17 protein-coding genes and 1 pseudogene are annotated in these 18,833 nt (G+C 29.2%); 17 read left to right on the top strand and 1 reads right to left on the bottom strand.

What is annotated here, in order from left to right; all coding sequences use genetic code 11:
- Nucleotides 1-165 precede the first annotated feature (165 nt).
- From LEQ07_RS02245 to holA, 5 genes are all read left to right on the top strand, one after another.
- Nucleotides 166-1,071, top strand: coding sequence for a DUF2156 domain-containing protein (locus LEQ07_RS02245; protein ID WP_263329369.1), 906 nt, complete (start codon nucleotides 166-168; stop codon nucleotides 1,069-1,071).
- 1 nt (nucleotide 1,072) lies between these two features.
- On the top strand, nucleotides 1,073-2,239 hold the full coding sequence (locus tag LEQ07_RS02240; RefSeq protein WP_263329367.1) for a GNAT family N-acetyltransferase: 1,167 nt from the start codon (nucleotides 1,073-1,075) through the stop codon (nucleotides 2,237-2,239).
- Nucleotides 2,240-2,323: 84 nt separating this feature from the next.
- A complete protein-coding gene (locus LEQ07_RS02235) occupies nucleotides 2,324-2,938 on the top strand; it encodes a ComEC/Rec2 family competence protein (protein WP_263329365.1) in 615 nt (204 codons plus the stop codon).
- Nucleotides 2,939-2,964: 26 nt separating this feature from the next.
- Complete coding sequence (locus tag LEQ07_RS02230) at nucleotides 2,965-3,609, top strand: ComEC/Rec2 family competence protein (protein ID WP_263329362.1); 645 nt, start codon at nucleotides 2,965-2,967, stop codon at nucleotides 3,607-3,609.
- Nucleotides 3,563-4,594: a DNA polymerase III subunit delta gene (gene holA / locus LEQ07_RS02225; RefSeq protein ID WP_263329360.1), complete on the top strand. Its 1,032-nt coding sequence runs from the start codon at nucleotides 3,563-3,565 to the stop codon at nucleotides 4,592-4,594. The genes LEQ07_RS02230 and holA overlap by 47 nt, the downstream gene beginning before the upstream one ends.
- Nucleotides 4,595-4,965: 371 nt before the next feature.
- Here the strand turns inward: holA and rpsT are convergent, their stop codons facing one another.
- On the bottom strand, nucleotides 4,966-5,232 hold the full coding sequence (gene rpsT / locus LEQ07_RS02220; protein WP_021432084.1) for a 30S ribosomal protein S20: 267 nt from the start codon (nucleotides 5,230-5,232) through the stop codon (nucleotides 4,966-4,968).
- 275 nt (nucleotides 5,233-5,507) lie between these two features.
- Between rpsT and gpr the strand changes: the two genes are divergently transcribed.
- From gpr to LEQ07_RS22805, 12 genes and pseudogenes are all read left to right on the top strand, one after another.
- Entirely contained in the window at nucleotides 5,508-6,464 is a 957-nt protein-coding gene (gpr, locus tag LEQ07_RS02215; protein ID WP_046821749.1) for a GPR endopeptidase, read from the top strand.
- 12 nt (nucleotides 6,465-6,476) lie between these two features.
- The gene (gene spoIIP / locus LEQ07_RS02210; protein ID WP_046821748.1) at nucleotides 6,477-7,448 is read left to right on the top strand and encodes a stage II sporulation protein P; all 972 of its coding nucleotides are present in this window, start codon (nucleotides 6,477-6,479) and stop codon (nucleotides 7,446-7,448) included.
- 9 nt (nucleotides 7,449-7,457) lie between these two features.
- Nucleotides 7,458-7,697: a hypothetical protein gene (locus LEQ07_RS02205; RefSeq protein WP_263329357.1), complete on the top strand. Its 240-nt coding sequence runs from the start codon at nucleotides 7,458-7,460 to the stop codon at nucleotides 7,695-7,697.
- A gap of 152 nt (nucleotides 7,698-7,849) precedes the next feature.
- Nucleotides 7,850-9,655 (top strand): translation elongation factor 4, encoded by a 1,806-nt coding sequence (gene lepA / locus LEQ07_RS02200; RefSeq protein WP_046821746.1) that lies wholly within the window; start codon nucleotides 7,850-7,852, stop codon nucleotides 9,653-9,655.
- Nucleotides 9,656-9,912: 257 nt separating this feature from the next.
- Nucleotides 9,913-11,244: an APC family permease gene (locus LEQ07_RS02195; protein ID WP_046821745.1), complete on the top strand. Its 1,332-nt coding sequence runs from the start codon at nucleotides 9,913-9,915 to the stop codon at nucleotides 11,242-11,244.
- Nucleotides 11,245-11,435: 191 nt separating this feature from the next.
- A complete protein-coding gene (hemW, locus tag LEQ07_RS02190) occupies nucleotides 11,436-12,566 on the top strand; it encodes a radical SAM family heme chaperone HemW (protein WP_046822309.1) in 1,131 nt (376 codons plus the stop codon).
- A 102-nt stretch (nucleotides 12,567-12,668) separates the two neighbouring features.
- Nucleotides 12,669-13,688, top strand: coding sequence for a heat-inducible transcriptional repressor HrcA (gene hrcA, locus LEQ07_RS02185; RefSeq protein ID WP_046822310.1), 1,020 nt, complete (start codon nucleotides 12,669-12,671; stop codon nucleotides 13,686-13,688).
- Nucleotides 13,689-13,703: 15 nt separating this feature from the next.
- Complete coding sequence (grpE, locus tag LEQ07_RS02180; protein ID WP_052951981.1) at nucleotides 13,704-14,258, top strand: nucleotide exchange factor GrpE; 555 nt, start codon at nucleotides 13,704-13,706, stop codon at nucleotides 14,256-14,258.
- Between the two features lie 67 nt (nucleotides 14,259-14,325).
- On the top strand, nucleotides 14,326-16,164 hold the full coding sequence (dnaK, locus tag LEQ07_RS02175) for a molecular chaperone DnaK (RefSeq protein ID WP_046822311.1): 1,839 nt from the start codon (nucleotides 14,326-14,328) through the stop codon (nucleotides 16,162-16,164).
- Between the two features lie 104 nt (nucleotides 16,165-16,268).
- Nucleotides 16,269-17,418, top strand: a pseudogene (gene dnaJ, locus LEQ07_RS02170) (molecular chaperone DnaJ).
- Nucleotides 17,419-17,579: 161 nt separating this feature from the next.
- Nucleotides 17,580-18,083 (top strand): cation:dicarboxylate symporter family transporter, encoded by a 504-nt coding sequence (locus tag LEQ07_RS22810; protein WP_332842842.1) that lies wholly within the window; start codon nucleotides 17,580-17,582, stop codon nucleotides 18,081-18,083.
- Nucleotides 18,080-18,739, top strand: a complete 660-nt coding sequence (locus LEQ07_RS22805) for a cation:dicarboxylate symporter family transporter (RefSeq protein ID WP_332842853.1) — start codon at nucleotides 18,080-18,082, stop codon at nucleotides 18,737-18,739. The genes LEQ07_RS22810 and LEQ07_RS22805 overlap by 4 nt, the downstream gene beginning before the upstream one ends.
- Nucleotides 18,740-18,833: the final 94 nt, after the last annotated feature.

Genomic DNA, 18,833 nt, shown 5'->3' with positions numbered 1-18,833 from the left:
TCATTACATACTCCAATCATTACCTGTTTATATTGAATAAATAAAGATAATATTAATAAATAAAACATTATTTATTAGTTTAGACTTTAAACTTAAAATTAATTCAAATGAACGGTAAAGTTGGGTATATAAATTAATATATAAGCATCAAAAGGAGAGTTATTTATGATTTTTAAAGAAATTGATATAAATGCATATGAAGAATTAAAACCTTTTTTCCATCATGTTGATTACGAAGCATGTGAATATTGTTTTACTACTTTATATATGTGGAGACATGTTTATAAAACTAGTTATTATGTAAATGATGATTTTGCTTTAATTGTTGGAGAATATGAAGGAGATAGATTTTCTGTACTTCCATTAGCTAAAAAAGATAAAATACATGAAGCTTTAGAGTTTATGGTTAATTACTTCAAACATGAAGACCATCAAATTTATTTAAGGGCTGTTACAAAAGATGTTGTTGAATTGCTTCAAAAAGATTATCCAGGAAAGTTTAAATATATAGAGGAAAGAGATTACTTTGACTATGTATATGATGCAGAGGCTCTAAGAACATTAAAGGGAAGAAAAAATCAAAAGAAAAGAAATCATCTAAATTATTTCTTAAAAGAATATGAAGGAAGATTTGAATATAAGAAATTAGGGGAAAAAGATTTTGATCAATGTATAGAACTTTTAAAAGAATGGGCTAGCAATAAAGCTGAACAAGGCGATGTAGATGATGGCATAGATGATGAATTTATAGGAATTAAAAAAATATTTGATAATTATGATGTATTAGAAGAAGAAGTTAAAGTAGCTGGAGTATATATAGACAATAAATTAGAAGCATTTACTATAGGTGAATATATAAATGAAGATATGGCACTTATTCACATTGAAAAAGCTAATCCAGAAATCAGAGGATTATATCAATATATAAATCAACAATTTTTAGTGCATGAATTTGAAAATGTAGAGTTTGTAAATAGAGAAGAAGACCTAGGGATTGAAGGACTTAGAAAAGCTAAGCTTTCATATCATCCATGTAAATTTGTAGAAAAGTATACGGTTATGGAGGCCTAAAATGGATATAAGATATGCTAAGGGTGAAGATTTAGAGGATTTAAAAGATATTTGGAATTATTGTTTTGGAGATGAAGAATCATTTGTTGACTATTACTTTAACAACAAGTATAAGCCGGAAAATACTGTAATTGTTAAAGAAGATAACGAACTTAAGTCTTCTCTACAATTAAATCAATATAAAATAAAGTTAAATGAAAAAGTTTACGATACATCATACGTAGTAGGGGTTTCTACATTCCCAAATGCAAGAGGGAAAGGGTACATGAAGGATATGATGGACTTTTCATTAAATGAACTTTATAAAAAAGGACAAGTGGTTTCGCTGCTTATGCCTATAGACTATAGATTATATAAAAAGTATGGATATGAACATTGCTATGATCAATTAGAATATAAACTCGATATAGACGGACTAAAACAATTTAAAATAAATGGAGACTTTGAAAAAATAAATGAAAGTCATATAGAATATATGATTGATATTTATAATGACTTTTTATCTAAATGTAATGGATATGTTGTTCGAGATAGATTTTATTATGAAAATTTATTTAAAGAAATAAAATGTGAAAATGGGCATATTTATATACATAAAGGTAATGGCTATGATGGATATATAATATATTTCATTATGGGAGATACTATGTTTGTAAGAGAAATATGTTATAAGAATATAAATTCTTTGAAGTCGATGTTAAAATTTATTTTCAATCATAACACTCAATGTAAAAATATAAAAGTAATGTCTCCTATTACAGATAGTATAAGATTTATATTGCCAAATTTAAAGGATAATGAGCTAAGTTTAAAACCATTTATGATGGGAAGAGTTATAAATGTTGAAGACTTCTTGAATGATATTTATACAGAGCATGAAGATTTAGATAGTGTATATATAAAAATTGATGATAATCAAATAAAAGAAAATGATAATGTTTTTGAAGTTAAGATTTTAAATAATAAAATTGTAGCTAAGAAAAGTAATCGTGAAGCTGACTTTAAATTAAGTATAAACCATTTAAGTCAAATAGCTTTTGAGTATACTGATATAAATCAAATTTTATTTGTAGAAAATATTGAGTTAACAGATAAAAATAAAAAGGCAATAGACTTACTAAATTCTATATTTAATAAAAAAGAAAATTATATAAATGAATACGTATAAGGAAAAAGTACTTACTTTTTCCTTTTTTGATTTAAAAAATCCTATATGTACATAATTTAAGAAAAGTACGTCTAGGAGATTTTTATGAGAAGGCCGATATTTATAGCGTTTTGTATAATGATAAGCATAAGCTTTGTTGTTACAAATTATTATTCAAATGAAGATTATAAAAATGATAAAAATTGTACCATGGAATTAGAAGGACTAGTTAAGAATAAAGTAAATAAAAATAATTATGTCCAATACCAGATTGAAGATTATTTAATAAATGACTATTCTAACAAAGTAGAGATAAAGCCAGGTCAAATTATAAGATTTAAAGGGAAGTTAAAAAAATATGAAAACTTTAAGGGTGAAATATTTGATTATAATAGGTATCTAAAGAGTAAAGGGTATAAAGGAATTGTAGAAATAAATGATTATAAAATTATTGGAGATAATTTTATTTATATCAAATTGTTTAATATAAAAGATAAAATAAGTAAAACAATAAAGTATTTATATAAAGATAAATCTAAATTTATAAATTCGATAATTTTAGGTGAAAAAGAAGGGATAGATTCAGAAGCAAATGAAATTTTTTCTAAAACTGGAGTAAGTCATATTTTAGCTTTATCAGGACTTCATGTAAGTATATTTATAACTATAATTGGGTTTAGCTTTGGTAAAATAAATAATTTGCTTAAATTTACTTTTTAGCTCTTATACTGTGGAGCTACAGTATTATGGTTGGGCAATCTCCGTCCATAATAAGAGCTATAGTTTGCAGCTTGATATCTTATTTGGCAATTTTTGTAGAAAAAAGGTCAGATAGTATAAATAACCTGTCTATTGTAGGTATTTCCTTAATAATAAATAATCCTTATGTGATTTATAATATAAGTTTCCAATTGTCTTTTCTTGCAACATTGTCTATAATATACTTCTATGGTTATATAAATGAAAAAATAAAAGTTAAGACATTATCTCTTACTTTAGCAGCTAATATATTAACATCTCCAATAGTATATTTATATTTTAAAAATATATCTATTGCATGTATAGTTAGTAATATAGTAGTTGTACCACTTTTAAGTATAGTTATATACATTAGCATTTTAAGTGCTATAGTATTGCCGCTTAGTTTGATTTTAACTAAAATAATGGTTGGGATTAACACAAGCATAATTGATTTTGTATATATGACATTAGAATTTTTATATAATATAAATGGAAGCTTTATTGAATTTGAAAATTCTAATAAAATTTTAGTTATTGTATATTACATTTTAATAGGAAGTTTTATGATATATAAAGAAATAAAAACGATAAAGGAGCAAAGAAATGAATTACAAGGATATCATCAAGAGCATGAACAACAACGAATTTAAAAATGTATATCTTTTTTATGGAAGAGAGTTTTATTTAATAGAAAATGTAATAAAAACTTGTAAAAGAAGTTTAAATGAAAGTATGATAGATTTTAACCTAGATATCCTTGATGGAAAAGAACTGACATTAGATCAAATTTTAAGCAATGCAGAAACACTTCCATTTATGGATGAGAAGAAAATTTTAATAATAAAAGATTTTGAATTACTAAAGGGAAAGAAAAAAAACTTTTCAGATAGTGATGAAAGTGAGCTTGTAGAATATATTGAAAAAGTTCCTAGCACAACGGTTATAGTTTTTCTAGTTTATGGAGATGTAGACAAAAGAAAAAGTTTAGTTAAAAAAATTAATAAAGTTGGAATAGTTAATCATTGTGATAAGTTAAGTGATATGGATTTATTCAAATGGGTAAAGAATAGGTTTAAGCAAAATGAAGTGTATATAAATGATTCTGAAATCATGTATTTTATAGAGCAAGAAGGATATAGAGATAAAAACAGTGAAAAGACATTATCTGATTTAGAAAACGAAATAAATAAAATAGCTTCATTTGTAGGTAAAGGAAATAATGTAACAAAAGCTATTATTGATAAATTATCTCAAAAGAAAGTTGAAAATGATATATTTAAACTAATTGATGAGATTGGAAATAAAAATTCATCACATGCAATGAAAATAGTAACTGATATGATTTTAGAAGGTGAATCTGTTCTTGGTATATTTGCTATGGTTTCAAAGCAATTTAAATTAGTGATGCAGGCAAGGCAATTACAAAATCAAGGGTATTCATCTAAAGTTATAGCTGAAAAATTATCAGCACATCCATTTGTAGTTACTAAGGCCTTAAAACAAGGTAGGTTATTTGCAGATGAAGCTGTAGTCGATATGTTGAATTTTATATTAGAAAGTGATTTTAAAATAAAGAATGGGCTAATGAAAGATAATTTAGCAGTAGAGATACTTGTAAGTAAGTATTGTCAATAAGGAATTGTTCAAATATATTTAATAGACAGTTAGTTTTAGTATTATTTAAAAATTTATCCATATGAAACTTTGAAGATAATTAAAGTATAGGGTAAATTCTTAAATAATACTTAACTAGTTTACTATTAATCTAGAATTTGGATAATTCCTTATTTTTTACGCTTAAGGAAATTATACTTAATTAAATTTTGTGGGTAACTTATGTAATATAGTGATACAAATGTTTTGGTGAAAGTAAAAAATGACATTTTGAGCAACGGACGGAGTCGTTGGCGACATGAGCGAAGCGAATTTTTTATGCGTAGTTTTTAAATTAAACAGAAAAAGACCCTTGATTAAAATCAAGGGTCAATATCTATTTTAAACGGGAATTAAGCGTTCATTCCGTTTAACTTTTGAGCTAACTTAGCTACTTTTCTAGCTGCAGCGTTCTTGTGTATAGTTCCTTTAGAAGCTACTTGAGATATTCTCTTTTGAGCGTATTGGAATCTAGCAGCAGCCTCTTCTCTGTTTCCTGCAGTAACAGCTTCTTCGAACTTTCTTATTGCAGTTTTTATTTGAGATTTTCTAGCTCTGTTTAAAGCAGTTTTCTTCTCGATAACTTTTATTCTTTTCTTTGCTGATTTTATGTTTGCCATCTGGTTCACCCCCTCGTGAGTAGTTTATATTATTCATCGTCAACATATTAGATTTTAACAGAAATAAATCTAAAAATCAAGGATAATTATTATTAACTTTTTTAATATCTTTCCATTTGACTTTTTAGATTATAACCCAAATCAAAATATTTTACAACCTACAAATTAATTATTCTAAAAAAAATTAAATTAAATTTATTTGGTTATAAAATTATAAAATTTGTTAACAATGTTTAGTATGATTAAATTTAAACTTTTAAAATGGAGGAAGTTTTATGATAAGTTTAAGAACTGATTTAGCTCTAGAAGCTAGAGAAATATATGAACAAGGTAATGATGGAAGTAATATACCTGGAGTTAAAATAGATACAAAAGAATTAGATGATTGTATTGTAACTAAAGTTGAAGTATTAGATGAACAAGGATCTCAAATTATGAACAAGGGGATAGGGGTTTACACGACTATAGAAAGTAAGTTAATGAAATATGATGATGATGAATCTAGAGAGCAGGTAACTGAATATTTAAAAGATGAACTAATAGATATACTTGGAACTGATAAAACTAAAAAGACATTAGTTATAGGGCTTGGTAACTGGAATATAACATCAGATGCATTAGGACCGAAAGCTGTTTCTAAAACTCTAGTAACTAGACATATATTTAAAAACTACAACAAAGAATATGATGATGATTTTACAGAAGTTGCAGGACTTAGTCCGGGGGTAATGGGAATTACAGGTATAGAGACAAGCGAGATAGTAAAATCAATAGTTGATATGATAAAGCCTGATAGAGTTATAGCAATAGATGCTCTAGCTTCAAGAAAAATGGAAAGAGTAAACTCTACAATACAAATTTCAACAGCTGGAATTTCACCTGGAGGTGGGGTTGGTAATAAACGAAAAGCATTAAATAAAGACTATTTAGGGGTAGATGTAATAGCTATAGGAGTTCCCACAGTAGTTGATGCTGCGACATTAACTAGTGATGTACTTGATCTTGCAATTGATAATCTTATGGAACAATCCAAAGAAAGCAAAGATTTTTACAACATGTTAAAAGAGTTAAAAGAAGAAGAAAAATATCATTTTATAAGAGAATCATTAGAACCATATGATAAAAATTTAATAGTTACACCAAAAGATATAGATGATACGATTGAAAATTTAGCAGTGATAATAAGTGAAGGCTTAAATAGATCGCTTCATCCTGGGAGAATTGTAAATTAAGGAGGATATAATATGAGAAAAAAAGTTGCTAGTCTTGGGATTGTAACCTGTGTTATATGTGGGTTATTTTTTAAGACGTCGTATGCACTAAGTGAAGATGAGTTTTTAAAATTTCTTATAAATACAAGCTATCCAGAGACTAAGGTAGATACACCTAAATCTGAAAATGAAAAAGGAGCAAGGAAAATAGATAACGAATCAGAAAATAAATCTACAAATAAAGATGATGAATTTGTAAAGATGTATGTAGGAGAAGAGAATGTTCCTAAAGTTGATGATTCTTCAAACAATGAAAAAACTACAGAAGCAGCATCTACAAGCAGTAAATATGTAGATAATGTTTTAGTAACTAAAGATCAGCCTCAAATTCTTATATATCATACTCATGGAGGCGAAACTTATGTAAATTCTCCAACTGGAAATTATCACTCTTATGATAAAGAAAATGCTACTTTAGAAATTGGAGCACTTTTAACTCAAGAATTAGCTAAAAGAGGAAGATCTGTAGTTCATAATACTACTTACCATGATATGCCAGAGTTTACAGGTGCATATAGTAGAAGTTTAAAAACTATAGAAACAATGCAGGAAAAATATAAAAGTATTGATGTAATAATAGACTTACATAGAGATGGTAGAGATATAACTACTGAAAAAGCTAAAAAAGATTTTCATGATGCATGTACAACTAAAATAAACGGAGAAAATGTTGCTAAATTTTTATTTGTTGTAGGTGAGAAAAGTGAAAACTATTCTAGCAATTTACAATTAGCAAAAGAAATTACAGCATTTGCAGAAAGTAAATACCCAGGAATAACAAGACCAGTAGTTAAAAAGCCAAAAGCAAAATTCAATCAATATAAGTCAGACAAACCATTGTTACTAGAAGTAGGAGGAAATGCGAATACAAAGGAAGAAGCTCAGGCATCGGTTAAATATATTGGAGAAGTAATAGATGAATTTTTAAAACAAAAAGGTATGTAGGATAGAACTATGAGCCGAATAGAACGTAAAAAAGAAGAAAAAATTAAAAAACTATCTAGAAGGCCTATATATAGAGGGATATTTATATTAACTATGGTTTGTATAATAAGCGGATGCATATTTTTAGTAGATAAAGAGGCTACACTTATGATAGGGAAAATAGATAAGTATAACATAGAAGTTTTTCATAGAGAACTTAAATGGTTCATTTATGAAAACTGTAAAAGATGTAGAAGAAAAAATAAGTAAACTTAATAATTTAAGATAAATTAGGGTTATCGATACGATAGCCCTAATATTATTTTAAGAACCTTTATTTAAATTGTTGTATCAATATTTACATAATTGCGGATATATTATAAAATAAAAGTTATGATAATAATAAAAAGGAGGAATAAAAGGTGGACAGCAAACAAAGTAGAACGAGAAATTTTAGTATAATAGCACATATAGACCATGGAAAGTCTACCTTAGCAGATAGATTAATTCAACATACAGGACTTGTTAGTGAAAGAGAGATGAAAGATCAGTTACTAGATAACATGGATCTTGAAAGAGAAAGAGGAATCACTATAAAGCTTCAAAATATTAGATTAGTTTATAAGGCTAAGGACGGAGAAGAGTATTACTTAAACTTAATAGATACTCCAGGACACGTAGACTTCAACTATGAGGTTTCAAGAAGTTTAGCAGCTTGTGAAGGGGCATTACTTGTAGTAGATGCAGCACAAGGTGTTGAAGCTCAGACATTAGCCAATGTTTATTTGGCAATAGATCAAGATTTAGAAATATTACCAGTTATAAATAAAATAGATTTACCAAGTGCAAGACCAGATGAAATAAAAACAGAAATAGAGGATATAATAGGGCTTGATGCAAGTGAAGCTCCACTTATATCAGCTAAAAGTGGATTAAATATAGAAGATGTACTAGAAGCTATAGTTAAGAATGTTCCATCACCACAAGGTGATAAAGAAGCTCCGTTAAAAGCATTAATATTTGATTCATATTATGATGCATATAAAGGGGTTGTAGCATACGTTAGAGTATATGAGGGAACAGTTAAAAAAGGTATGACTATAAAAATGATGAACACTAACAAAAAATTTGAAGTAACTGAAGTTGGTGTTATGGCTCCAGGACAAAGAGAATTAGACGAGTTAAGCGCTGGAGATGTTGGATATATTGCAGCAAGTATAAAAGACATAAGAAGTTGTTGTGTTGGTGATACAATAACTGATGCTAATAACCCAACTGATGATCCAATGCCAGGATATAAAAAGGCGACTCCAATGGTTTACTGCGGTATATATCCAGGTGAAGGGGAAAAGTACGAGAACGTAAGAGATGCTTTAGAGAAATTACAAGTTAATGATGCAGCTCTTGAATTTGAAGCTGAAAGTTCAGCAGCATTAGGATTTGGATTTAGATGTGGATTCTTAGGACTACTACATATGGAGATAATCCAGGAGAGATTAGAAAGAGAATTCGATTTAGACATAATAACTACAGCACCATCTGTTATATATAAAGTAACAAAAACTGATGGGGAGTTAGTTATGGTACAAAATCCAGCAAACTTACCAGAACGTGATGAGATACAAATGATAGAAGAGCCAATGGTAAAAGGTGATATAATAGTTCCTAAAGACTATGTAGGTACAGTTATGGAACTTTGCCAAGAGAGACGTGGAGATATGATAAATATGGAATACATAGATGAAAAAAGAGTAATGCTTCACTATGATCTTCCACTTAATGAAGTTGTTTATGATTTCTTCGATGCCCTAAAGTCTAGAACAAGAGGATACGGATCATTAGATTACGAGTTAAAGGATTATGTTCCTTCTAAGCTTGTAAAATTAGATATATTAATAAACAAAGAACAAGTTGATGCACTTAGCTTTATAGTTCATGAAAGTAAAGCTTACTCAAGAGGGAAGTCAATGTGTGAAAAATTAAAAGGTGAAATACCTAGACACCAATTCCCAGTGCCTATACAAGCTGCAGTTGGTAATAAGGTAATGGCTAGAGAAACTATAAGTGCACTTAGAAAAGATGTTCTTGCTAAGTGTTACGGTGGAGATATATCACGTAAGAAAAAACTTCTTGAAAAACAAAAAGAAGGTAAGAAACGTATGAGACAAATTGGATCAGTAGAAGTTCCGCAAAAAGCATTTATGTCTGTATTAAAATTAGATAGCTAATTATTATAAAATGAAGGGAATTTTACCTTCATTTTTTTGTAGAAATGATCGAAAATGTAGAAAATTTAGTATAAAAACTAACTAAAATTTAATGAAATAAAGAGGGAATGGTTATCCTAAATTATAAAATAAATAAATTTATTTAAAGTGCTGTAAAAAAAAAAATAAAAGTGTCGAAATGTATTGTTATTTATAAAAAAATGTAGTAATATTCATATTGGACATTTTAATAAAGCAAAAATATAAGGAGGAAAACGATGAGCAACAAAGGACTTCAAAAAACTTTAGGTTTTTCCGCAGCGCTTTCTACAGTTGTTGGTATGGTTATAGGTGGAGGGGTATTCTTTAAACCTCAAGCTATATATTCAGCAACAGGTGGAGCACCAGGATTAGGTATGTTAGCATGGGTTATAGCTGGGGTTATAACAATAGCAGCTGGACTTACAGCAGCGGAGGTATCTGCAGCAATACCAAAAACTGGTGGCATGATGATATATATCAAAGAGATATATGGAGACAGATTAGGATTTTTAACAGGGTGGATGCAAGCGGTATTATTCTTCCCAGCGACAGCAGCAGCATTAGGTGTAATATTTGCTCAACAAGCAGCTACTTTAATAGGTCAAAGTGAAACTAATATGGCAGTTGTATTACCAATAGCCTTAGGAATTATATTATTTTTAGCAGTATTAAATACAGTAGGATCTAAATTAGGTGGAACAATACAAACTGTAGCAACTATATGTAAATTAATACCATTAGCTGTTATAATAGTATTCGGATTTATAAATGGATCAGGAGATAACTCTATAACAACTCCATTCATAGGTGAAAACTTATCTATGGGAGCTGTTTTAGGTCAAGTTTTAATAGCAGCATTATTCGCATATGATGGATGGATAAATGTTGGTTCTATAGCAGGAGAAATGAAAAACCCAGGTAAAGACTTACCAAAAGCTATAGTTGGTGGTTTATCAATAGTTATGGCTGTTTATGTAGTTATAAACTTAGCTTACTTATGGGTTGTACCAGCTAGTGAAATGGCAACAGTAAGTGCTCCAGCATCGTTAGTTGCAGAAAGAATATTTGGACCAATGGGTGGTAAAATAGTAACAGTTGGTATATTAATATCTGTATTCGGTGGATTAAATGGATACTTATTAACTGGACCTAGAGTATCTTACGCATTAGCTTGTGAAGGTACATTACCAGGAAGTAAAGCATTATGTAAGTTAAATAAAGGTGGAGTTCCATCAAATGCAATATTCTTAATGGCAATACTTGCTTGCTTATATGCATTATCAGGACAATTCAACTTATTAACAGATTTAACAATATTCATAATATGGGTGTTCTATGTATTAACTTTCATAGGAGTAATGAAGTTAAGAAAAGATCAACCAAACTTAGAAAGACCATACAGAGTGCCTTTATACCCAATAATACCATTAATAGCAATAGCTGGTGGATTATTCGTTATAGTTAACCAATTAATGAATAATACTTTAGTAGCTGCTGGTGGATTAATAGTTACAGCTATAGGGTTACCAGTTTACTCAGTAATGTCAAAAAAGCAAAAAAATAATTAATTAATTATTTAAATAGATAAAAAAGAGATAGTAATTTTACTATCTCTTTTTGTGCTTAAGGAAATTATTATTTAGTACATGTATAAGCTTAATCAAGGAATATTTTATGTTAATTTTAGGTGAATAAGATTAGAATAGTTATGTTTTGAGGTATAATATATATAATTATATTTAAATATTAAGGAGTAATTATGTTAGGACTATATATACATGTGCCGTTTTGCGCGCAAAAATGTTATTACTGTGATTTTAACTCTTATAAAATTAATAGTAATCAAAAGAAAGAATATCTAATAAATATAGAAAGAGAAATGAAATTTTATAAAGGTGAATTTAAGGACAAGTGTTTTGATACAGTATTCTTTGGAGGAGGAACTCCAAGCATTTTAACTGTAGATGAACTGAAAGAACTTGTTAATAATATAAATGAGAATTTTAATATAAAAAAAGATGCAGAAATAACTATTGAATGTAATCCAGGAACAATAAATAGAGAAAAGCTTGAAGCTATGAAAAAAATGGGTATAAATAGATTGAGTATAGGACTTCAAGCTACTCAAAATTATCATTTAAAATCTATAGGAAGAATACATACATATGAAGAATTTGAGAAAAACTATTACGATGCATTGGATATAGGATTTAAAAATATAAATATAGATTTAATGTATGCGCTTCCAAACCAAAAAACTCAAGAATGGAAAGATACATTGGATAAAATTATAAAGTTAAATCCGTCACACATATCTGCGTATTCACTTATATTAGAAGAGGGAACGAAGTTATATGATATGTATCAAAATAAGGAATTTGAATTACTAGATGAAGATACAGATATAAATATGTATAACTATACAATAGACACTTTAAAAAGACATGGATATAACCAGTATGAAATATCTAATTATTCAAAAGAAGGTTTAGAATGTAAACATAATATTATATATTGGAAGTGTGACAACTATTTAGGGTTAGGGCCAGGAGCGTCAGGATTTATAGGGGATACTAGATATTCAAATATAGAAGATATATGTGAATACAATAAGTGTATTATGCAAAATATAAGGCCTGTTAGTGAAGAAATAGAATTAACGAAAAAAGATAAGATAGAGGAATTTATATTTATGGGACTTAGAATGAATGAAGGCATAAATATAGATGTATTTAAAGAAAGATTTGATACAGATTTTTATGATATATACCAAGAAGTTATGGATAAGCTTATAAAAATAGAGCTTGTTAGATTCGATGGAAAAAACATTTCTCTTACTCAAAAAGGAAGAGAAATTTCTAATAGTGTGTTCATAGAATTTTTAAATTAATCAAAAAGTGTTGACAAAGTAAATTTAAAGTGATATAAAATATATATAATCTTTTAGCACTCCAATTAAATGAGTGCTAACAAAGAGGAGGCTTTGGATTACATGGAATTAAATGAAAGAAAACTAAATATCCTTAAAGCTATTGTTAAAGATTATATAGAAACTGCAGAAGCTGTAGGGTCTAGAACTCTTTCTAAAAAGTATGAGTTAGGAGTTAGTGCAGCCACTATAAGAAATGAAATGGCTGACCTAGAAGAATTAGGATATTTGATTCAACCTCATACCTCCTCAGGGAGAATTCCTTCAGAAAAAGGATATAAGTTATATGTTGACTCTTTAATGAGTACATGTGAATTAAATGATATTGAAAAACATTTAATAGAAGAGTCAATAAACCAAAACATGAACTATATGAAAGATTTGATACATGAAACATCTAAGTTGATATCTAGGTTAACAAATTATACAACTATAGCTGTTACTAAAAATACATCAAATGTTCAAGTTATAAAGCATGTTCAATTGGTTGGATTAGATGAAAAAAGTATGGTTTTAATAGTAGTTACAGAAAAAGGTGAAATAAAAAACACTATTATATCAACCAATATACAGATTGATCAATCTAAACTTAATTTAATTTCTGATAATCTTACTAAAAAGCTTTCAGGAAAAAATATAACTGAAATTGATGAAGATTTTCTAAACTATATAAAATATGAAATAACAGAAAACTCTTTATTTATTGATAAGCTTATTGATGCGCTAAACTTTGATTTTGAAGAAAATAATACAGCGATATCCTTAAGCGGAGCAACTAATATATTCAATTTTCCAGAGTTTAGTGATGTTGTTAGAGCTAAAACATTTCTAAATATGCTAGAGGAGAAAGAAAATATATCTAGTATGCTCAAATCTAAAGGAATACAAAAAGAAAACCTAAATATAATTATCGGAAGCGATAATGAATGTGAGGTAGCTCAAGATTGTAGTATTATAACTGCAACTTACAATATAGATAAAAATGTAGTAGGTAAAATAAGCTTGATAGGTCCAACAAGGATGGATTATTCAAAAGTATACTCTATATTAAATTACATGGGACTACTACTAAACAAAAAATAGTTAGGGGTGTAAGTTTTGGAAAACAATATACAAGAAGAATTACAAGAAGATATAAAAGATAATTCATCAGAGGAAGTAGAAGAAGTTATCGAAGAAGCTATAGAAGAGGCTACTGAAGCTAAAGAAGTAGATGAAGCTGATGAAAAAGATAGCAAGATAGAAGAACTTACAGATACTCTTCAAAGACTTCAAGCAGAGTACGCAAACTATAGAAGAAGAACTCAACAAGAGAAAGAAACTATGGGTGTATTTGCTAATGAGAAAATATTAAATGAATTAATACCTGTTATGGATAACATGGAAAGAGCTATGGATGCTTGTACAGATAAAGAAGATAACATGTATAAAGGCATAGATATGGTGCAAAAACAATTAAAAGCTACATTTGAAAAATTTGGACTAGAAGAAATAGAAGCTGAAGGTCAAGAATTTGATCCAAACCTACACTTAGCAGTTATGCAAGAACCAGTAGATGGAACACCAGCAAACCAAGTGGTTATGGTTTTACAAAAAGGGTATAAATTAAGTACAAAGGTGCTAAGACCATCAATGGTTAAAGTATCTTGCTAACATAGAATAAAAAAATAAAATTGAATTAATATCAATTAACATATAAATTTTTAAGGAGGATATTAAAATGGGAAAAATAATAGGAATTGACTTAGGAACAACAAACTCTTGTGTTGCAGTATTAGAAGGTGGAGAACCTCAAATAATAGCAAATAGCGAAGGAATGAGAACTACACCATCAGTAGTTGCATTTACAAAAGATGGAGAAAGAATAGTAGGAGAGCCTGCTAAAAGACAAGCAGTTACTAATGCAGATAGAACAATAATATCTATAAAAACTCACATGGGAACTGATTATAAAGTTAATATAGATGGAAAAGATTATAGTCCACAAGAAATATCAGCTATAACATTACAAAAATTAAAATCAGATGCTGAAAGCTACTTAGGGCAACCTGTAACTGAAGCTGTTATAACAGTTCCAGCATACTTTACAGATGCTCAAAGACAAGCAACTAAAGATGCAGGTAGAATAGCAGGACTTGATGTTAAGAGAATAATAAATGAGCCAACTGCTGCTGCACTTGCTTACGGTATGGATAAATTAGATCAAGAAAAGAAAATATTAGTATTTGACTTAGGTGGAGGAACATTTGACGTGTCTGTACTAGAAATAGGAGATGGAACTTTTGAAGTTTTAGCTACTGCTGGTAACAACAGATTAGGTGGAGATGACTTTGACCAAGTTATAATAGATTACTTAGCTGAAGAATTCAAAAAATCTGAAGGTGTAGATTTAAGAAATGATAAAATGGCTCTTCAAAGATTAAAAGAAGCTGCTGAGAAAGCTAAAAAAGAATTATCTTCAACAATGAGTTCAAACATAAACTTACCTTTCATAACAGCTACAGCTGAAGGACCAAAACATCTTAACATAGATTTATCAAGAGCTAAGTTTGATGAGTTAACAGCAAACTTAGTAGAAAAAACTATGGAACCAACTAGAAGAGCATTACAAGATGCTGGACTTTCAACTTCTGATATAGATGATGTATTATTAGTAGGAGGATCTACAAGAATACCAGCTGTTCAAGAAGCTGTTAAGAAATTCATAGGAAAAGAACCTCACAAAGGGATAAACCCAGATGAATGTGTTGCTGCAGGTGCTGCTATACAAGGTGGAGTTTTAGCTGGAGATGTTAAAGATTTATTACTTCTAGACGTTACTCCATTATCTTTAGGAATAGAAACTATGGGTAATGTAATGACTAAAATAATAGAAAGAAATACAACAATACCAACTAAAAAATCTCAAGTATTCTCAACTGCTGCAGATAACCAAACTGCTGTTGATATACATGTTCTACAAGGTGAAAGAAGTATGTCTTTCGACAACACTACTTTAGGTAGATTCCAATTAACTGATATACCACCAGCTCCAAGAGGAATACCTCAAATAGAAGTTACTTTTGATATAGATGCTAATGGTATAGTACACGTTACAGCTAAAGATTTAGGAACAGGAAAAGAGCAAAAGGTAACTATAACTTCAGGAACTAACTTAAGTGAAGAAGAAATACAAGCAAAAGTTAAAGAAGCTGAGATGAATGCTGAAGCAGATAAACAAAAGAAAGAAAAAATAGAAGCATTAAATCAAACTGAAGCTACTATATACCAAATGGAAAAAACTTTAGCTGATGCTGGAGACAAGGTTGATGCTAATGCTAAATCTGAAGTTGAAGCAGAAATAGCTAAATTAAAAGAATTAAAAGCTAAAGAAGACGTTACAGCTGAAGAATTAAATAAAGCTTTAGAAGAATTAAACAAAAAATTCCACAAAATAGCTGAGCAAATGTACCAACAAACTGCTCAAGATCAACAAGCAGAAGGTGGAGCTCAAGAAGAAGCTAAACAAGATGACAATGTAGTAGATGCTGATTTCAGAGAAGTAGATGATCAAAAATAGTATTTGAAAATCAACGTTACTTGTATATAATAAATATATAAAATTAATAATAGCTTGTAGACGTCTACAAGCTATTGTTATGTAATACGAAGGTGGTGGCAAGCGTGGCTAAAAGAGACTATTATGAAGTATTAGGTGTCGATAAAGGTGCTGATGCACAAACGTTAAAAAAAGCATACAGAAAACTTGCAATGAAATATCATCCAGACAGAAACCCAGATGATAAAGAAGCAGAAGCAAAGTTTAAAGAAGTAAACGAAGCATATGAAGTATTATCAGATGATACAAAAAGATCTAATTATGATCAATTTGGTCATGATGGTGTAAACGGAGGCTTCGGAGGACAAGGCGGATTTGGAGGCTTTAGCGGTGGAGCTGGAGGCTTTGAAGATATATTTGGAGATATATTTGGTGACATGTTCGGAGGTGGTTTTGGAGGCGGAAGACCTAGAAGAAGAGGCCCTGAACGTGGAGCTGATATAAAACAAACTGTGACTATTACATTTGAAGAAGCTGCATTTGGAGTTAAAAAATCTATAAAGATAAATAGAACTGAAGAGTGTAGTGAATGTCACGGAAGCGGTGCAAAAGATGGAACATCTAAAAAAACTTGTCCAACATGTAATGGAGCTGGAGAGGTTAGAACAGCTCAAAGAACTCCGTTTGGAAATATAATGAGCACTAGAACTTGTTCTACATGTAACGGAGAAGGAGAAGTTTTAGAATCACCATGTCCTAAATGTAGCGGAAATGGAAAGACTAGAAAAACTAAAACTATAGAAGTTGATATACCAGCAGGTATAGATAATGATCAAATAATTAAATTAAGTGGTCAAGGTGACTTAGGATCAAAAGGTGGACCTAGAGGAGACTTATATATAATTGTAAATGTTAAGCCTCATACATTATTTACAAGAGATGGATATGATGTATACTTTGAATTACCTATAACATTTGTTCAAGCTGCACTTGGAGATGAAATAGAAGTTCCTACTTTAGATGGTAAAGTAATGTATAATGTTCCAGCTGGAACTCAAACAGGAACAGTATTTAGATTAAGGGAAAAAGGTATATCAAAAATGAGAGGAAATGCAAGAGGTGACCAATATGTTAAGGTTACAGTTGAAGTTCCTAAAAAATTAATGATAATCAAAAAGAACTTCTAAAAGCATTTGCAGAGTCTTGTGGAGATGAAGTTCATGAAAAAAGAAGACTTTCGGTCAAAAAATAGAAGACTTTTTTAAAGGAAAATAAAACTATAAGGTAAAATGAACTCTAAATAAGGAGTTCATTTTTTTTGATGCATAAGAAAGTTCTATATGAATAAATAGATTTTATTGAAAATATCTATAGATTGAATAGTTAGTTGACTATACTATTTTGTTTATATAACATTTAAAGAGGGAGGGGATTTTATGAAAAAATTATTTGATAGTCTTATATTTAAATTAGTATTAGCTGTCATTGGAGGACTTGTAATTGGATTTTACTCACCTAAATCTTTTATGAATGTTATTGTAACATTAAAGTATATTTTAGGACAGGTAATTTTATTCTCGGTACCTTTAATAATAATAGGATTTATAGCTCCATCTATTGCTAAGTTAAAGAATAATGCTTCTAAATTATTAGGATATGCAATAACTTTTGCATACATATCATCTATTGGAGCAGCTACTTTTTCTGCAATATTTGGATATATGCTAATTCCAAAGCTATCTGTACAAGCAACTGCAGGAGCACTAAGAGAATTACCAGAACTTATATTTAAACTAGATATTCCTCAAATTATGCCAGTTATGAGTGCTTTATTCTTATCTATAATATTAGGACTTGCAACAGCTTGGACAAAAGCGGACTTATTTGAGAAGTTACTAGATCAATTTCAAGATATAGTACTTAGTTTAGTAAAAAAATAGTTATTCCATTACTTCCAATTTTTATCGCTACTACATTTGCAACACTAGCTTATGAAGGATCTATAACAAATCAATTACCGGTATTTATAAAAGTAATTATTATAGTTCTTGTAGGACATTTTATATGGCTTGCATTATTGTATGCTATAAGTGGAATTATATCAGGCAAAAATCCTATGGAGGTATTAAAGCATTACGGACCTGCATATTTAACAGCTGTAGGAAGTATGTCATCAGCAGCAACTTTACCTGTTTCAATCGATTGTGTAAAAAAGTCTAAAGTTCTAAGAAAGGATATTTCAGATTTTGCAATTCCTTTATTTTCAAATATACATTTGTGTGGATCAGTTTTAACAGAAGTATTTTTTGTTATGGTAGTTTCACAAATTCTTTATGGTAAGTTGCCAGATGTATCATCGATGATATTATTCATAGTTTTACTTGGTATATTTGCCATAGGTGCTCCAGGAGTTCCAGGAGGAACAGTTATGGCGTCATTAGGATTAATAACTAGTGTATTAGGATTTAATGAAACAGGAACAGCGCTTATATTAACTATATTCGCTCTTCAGGATAGTTTTGGAACAGCTTGTAATATAACAGGAGATGGAGCGTTAACGTTGATGCTTACGGGAGTAGCAAATAAAAAAATATAAAGAAGAAAGTGAAGAAAAATCAATATAAGGTTAACATATAAGCTATGAATATTAATATTCATAGCCTTATTTTTATAATGTTTACCAATATATA

The sequence above is a fragment of the Paraclostridium sp. AKS73 genome (assembly GCF_025671395.1).
Lineage (GTDB): Bacteria > Bacillota > Clostridia > Peptostreptococcales > Peptostreptococcaceae > Paraclostridium > Paraclostridium benzoelyticum.
The sequence above is the reverse complement of the archived record's forward strand: the minus strand, read 5'-3'. Positions and strand labels throughout refer to the sequence as shown.

Coding starts and splice junctions, on each gene's coding strand:
- LEQ07_RS02195 (WP_046821745.1), top strand. CDS start 9,913: ATGAGCAACAAAGGACTTCAAAAAACTTTAGGTTTTTCCGCAGCGCTT.
- dnaK (WP_046822311.1), top strand. CDS start 14,326: ATGGGAAAAATAATAGGAATTGACTTAGGAACAACAAACTCTTGTGTT.
- hrcA (WP_046822310.1), top strand. CDS start 12,669: ATGGAATTAAATGAAAGAAAACTAAATATCCTTAAAGCTATTGTTAAA.
- hemW (WP_046822309.1), top strand. CDS start 11,436: ATGTTAGGACTATATATACATGTGCCGTTTTGCGCGCAAAAATGTTAT.
- gpr (WP_046821749.1), top strand. CDS start 5,508: ATGATAAGTTTAAGAACTGATTTAGCTCTAGAAGCTAGAGAAATATAT.
- LEQ07_RS22810 (WP_332842842.1), top strand. CDS start 17,580: ATGAAAAAATTATTTGATAGTCTTATATTTAAATTAGTATTAGCTGTC.
- LEQ07_RS02235 (WP_263329365.1), top strand. CDS start 2,324: ATGAGAAGGCCGATATTTATAGCGTTTTGTATAATGATAAGCATAAGC.
- spoIIP (WP_046821748.1), top strand. CDS start 6,477: ATGAGAAAAAAAGTTGCTAGTCTTGGGATTGTAACCTGTGTTATATGT.
- LEQ07_RS02230 (WP_263329362.1), top strand. CDS start 2,965: ATGGTTGGGCAATCTCCGTCCATAATAAGAGCTATAGTTTGCAGCTTG.
- LEQ07_RS02245 (WP_263329369.1), top strand. CDS start 166: ATGATTTTTAAAGAAATTGATATAAATGCATATGAAGAATTAAAACCT.
- rpsT (WP_021432084.1), bottom strand. CDS start 5,232: ATGGCAAACATAAAATCAGCAAAGAAAAGAATAAAAGTTATCGAGAAG.
- LEQ07_RS02205 (WP_263329357.1), top strand. CDS start 7,458: ATGAGCCGAATAGAACGTAAAAAAGAAGAAAAAATTAAAAAACTATCT.
- holA (WP_263329360.1), top strand. CDS start 3,563: ATGAATTACAAGGATATCATCAAGAGCATGAACAACAACGAATTTAAA.
- LEQ07_RS02240 (WP_263329367.1), top strand. CDS start 1,073: ATGGATATAAGATATGCTAAGGGTGAAGATTTAGAGGATTTAAAAGAT.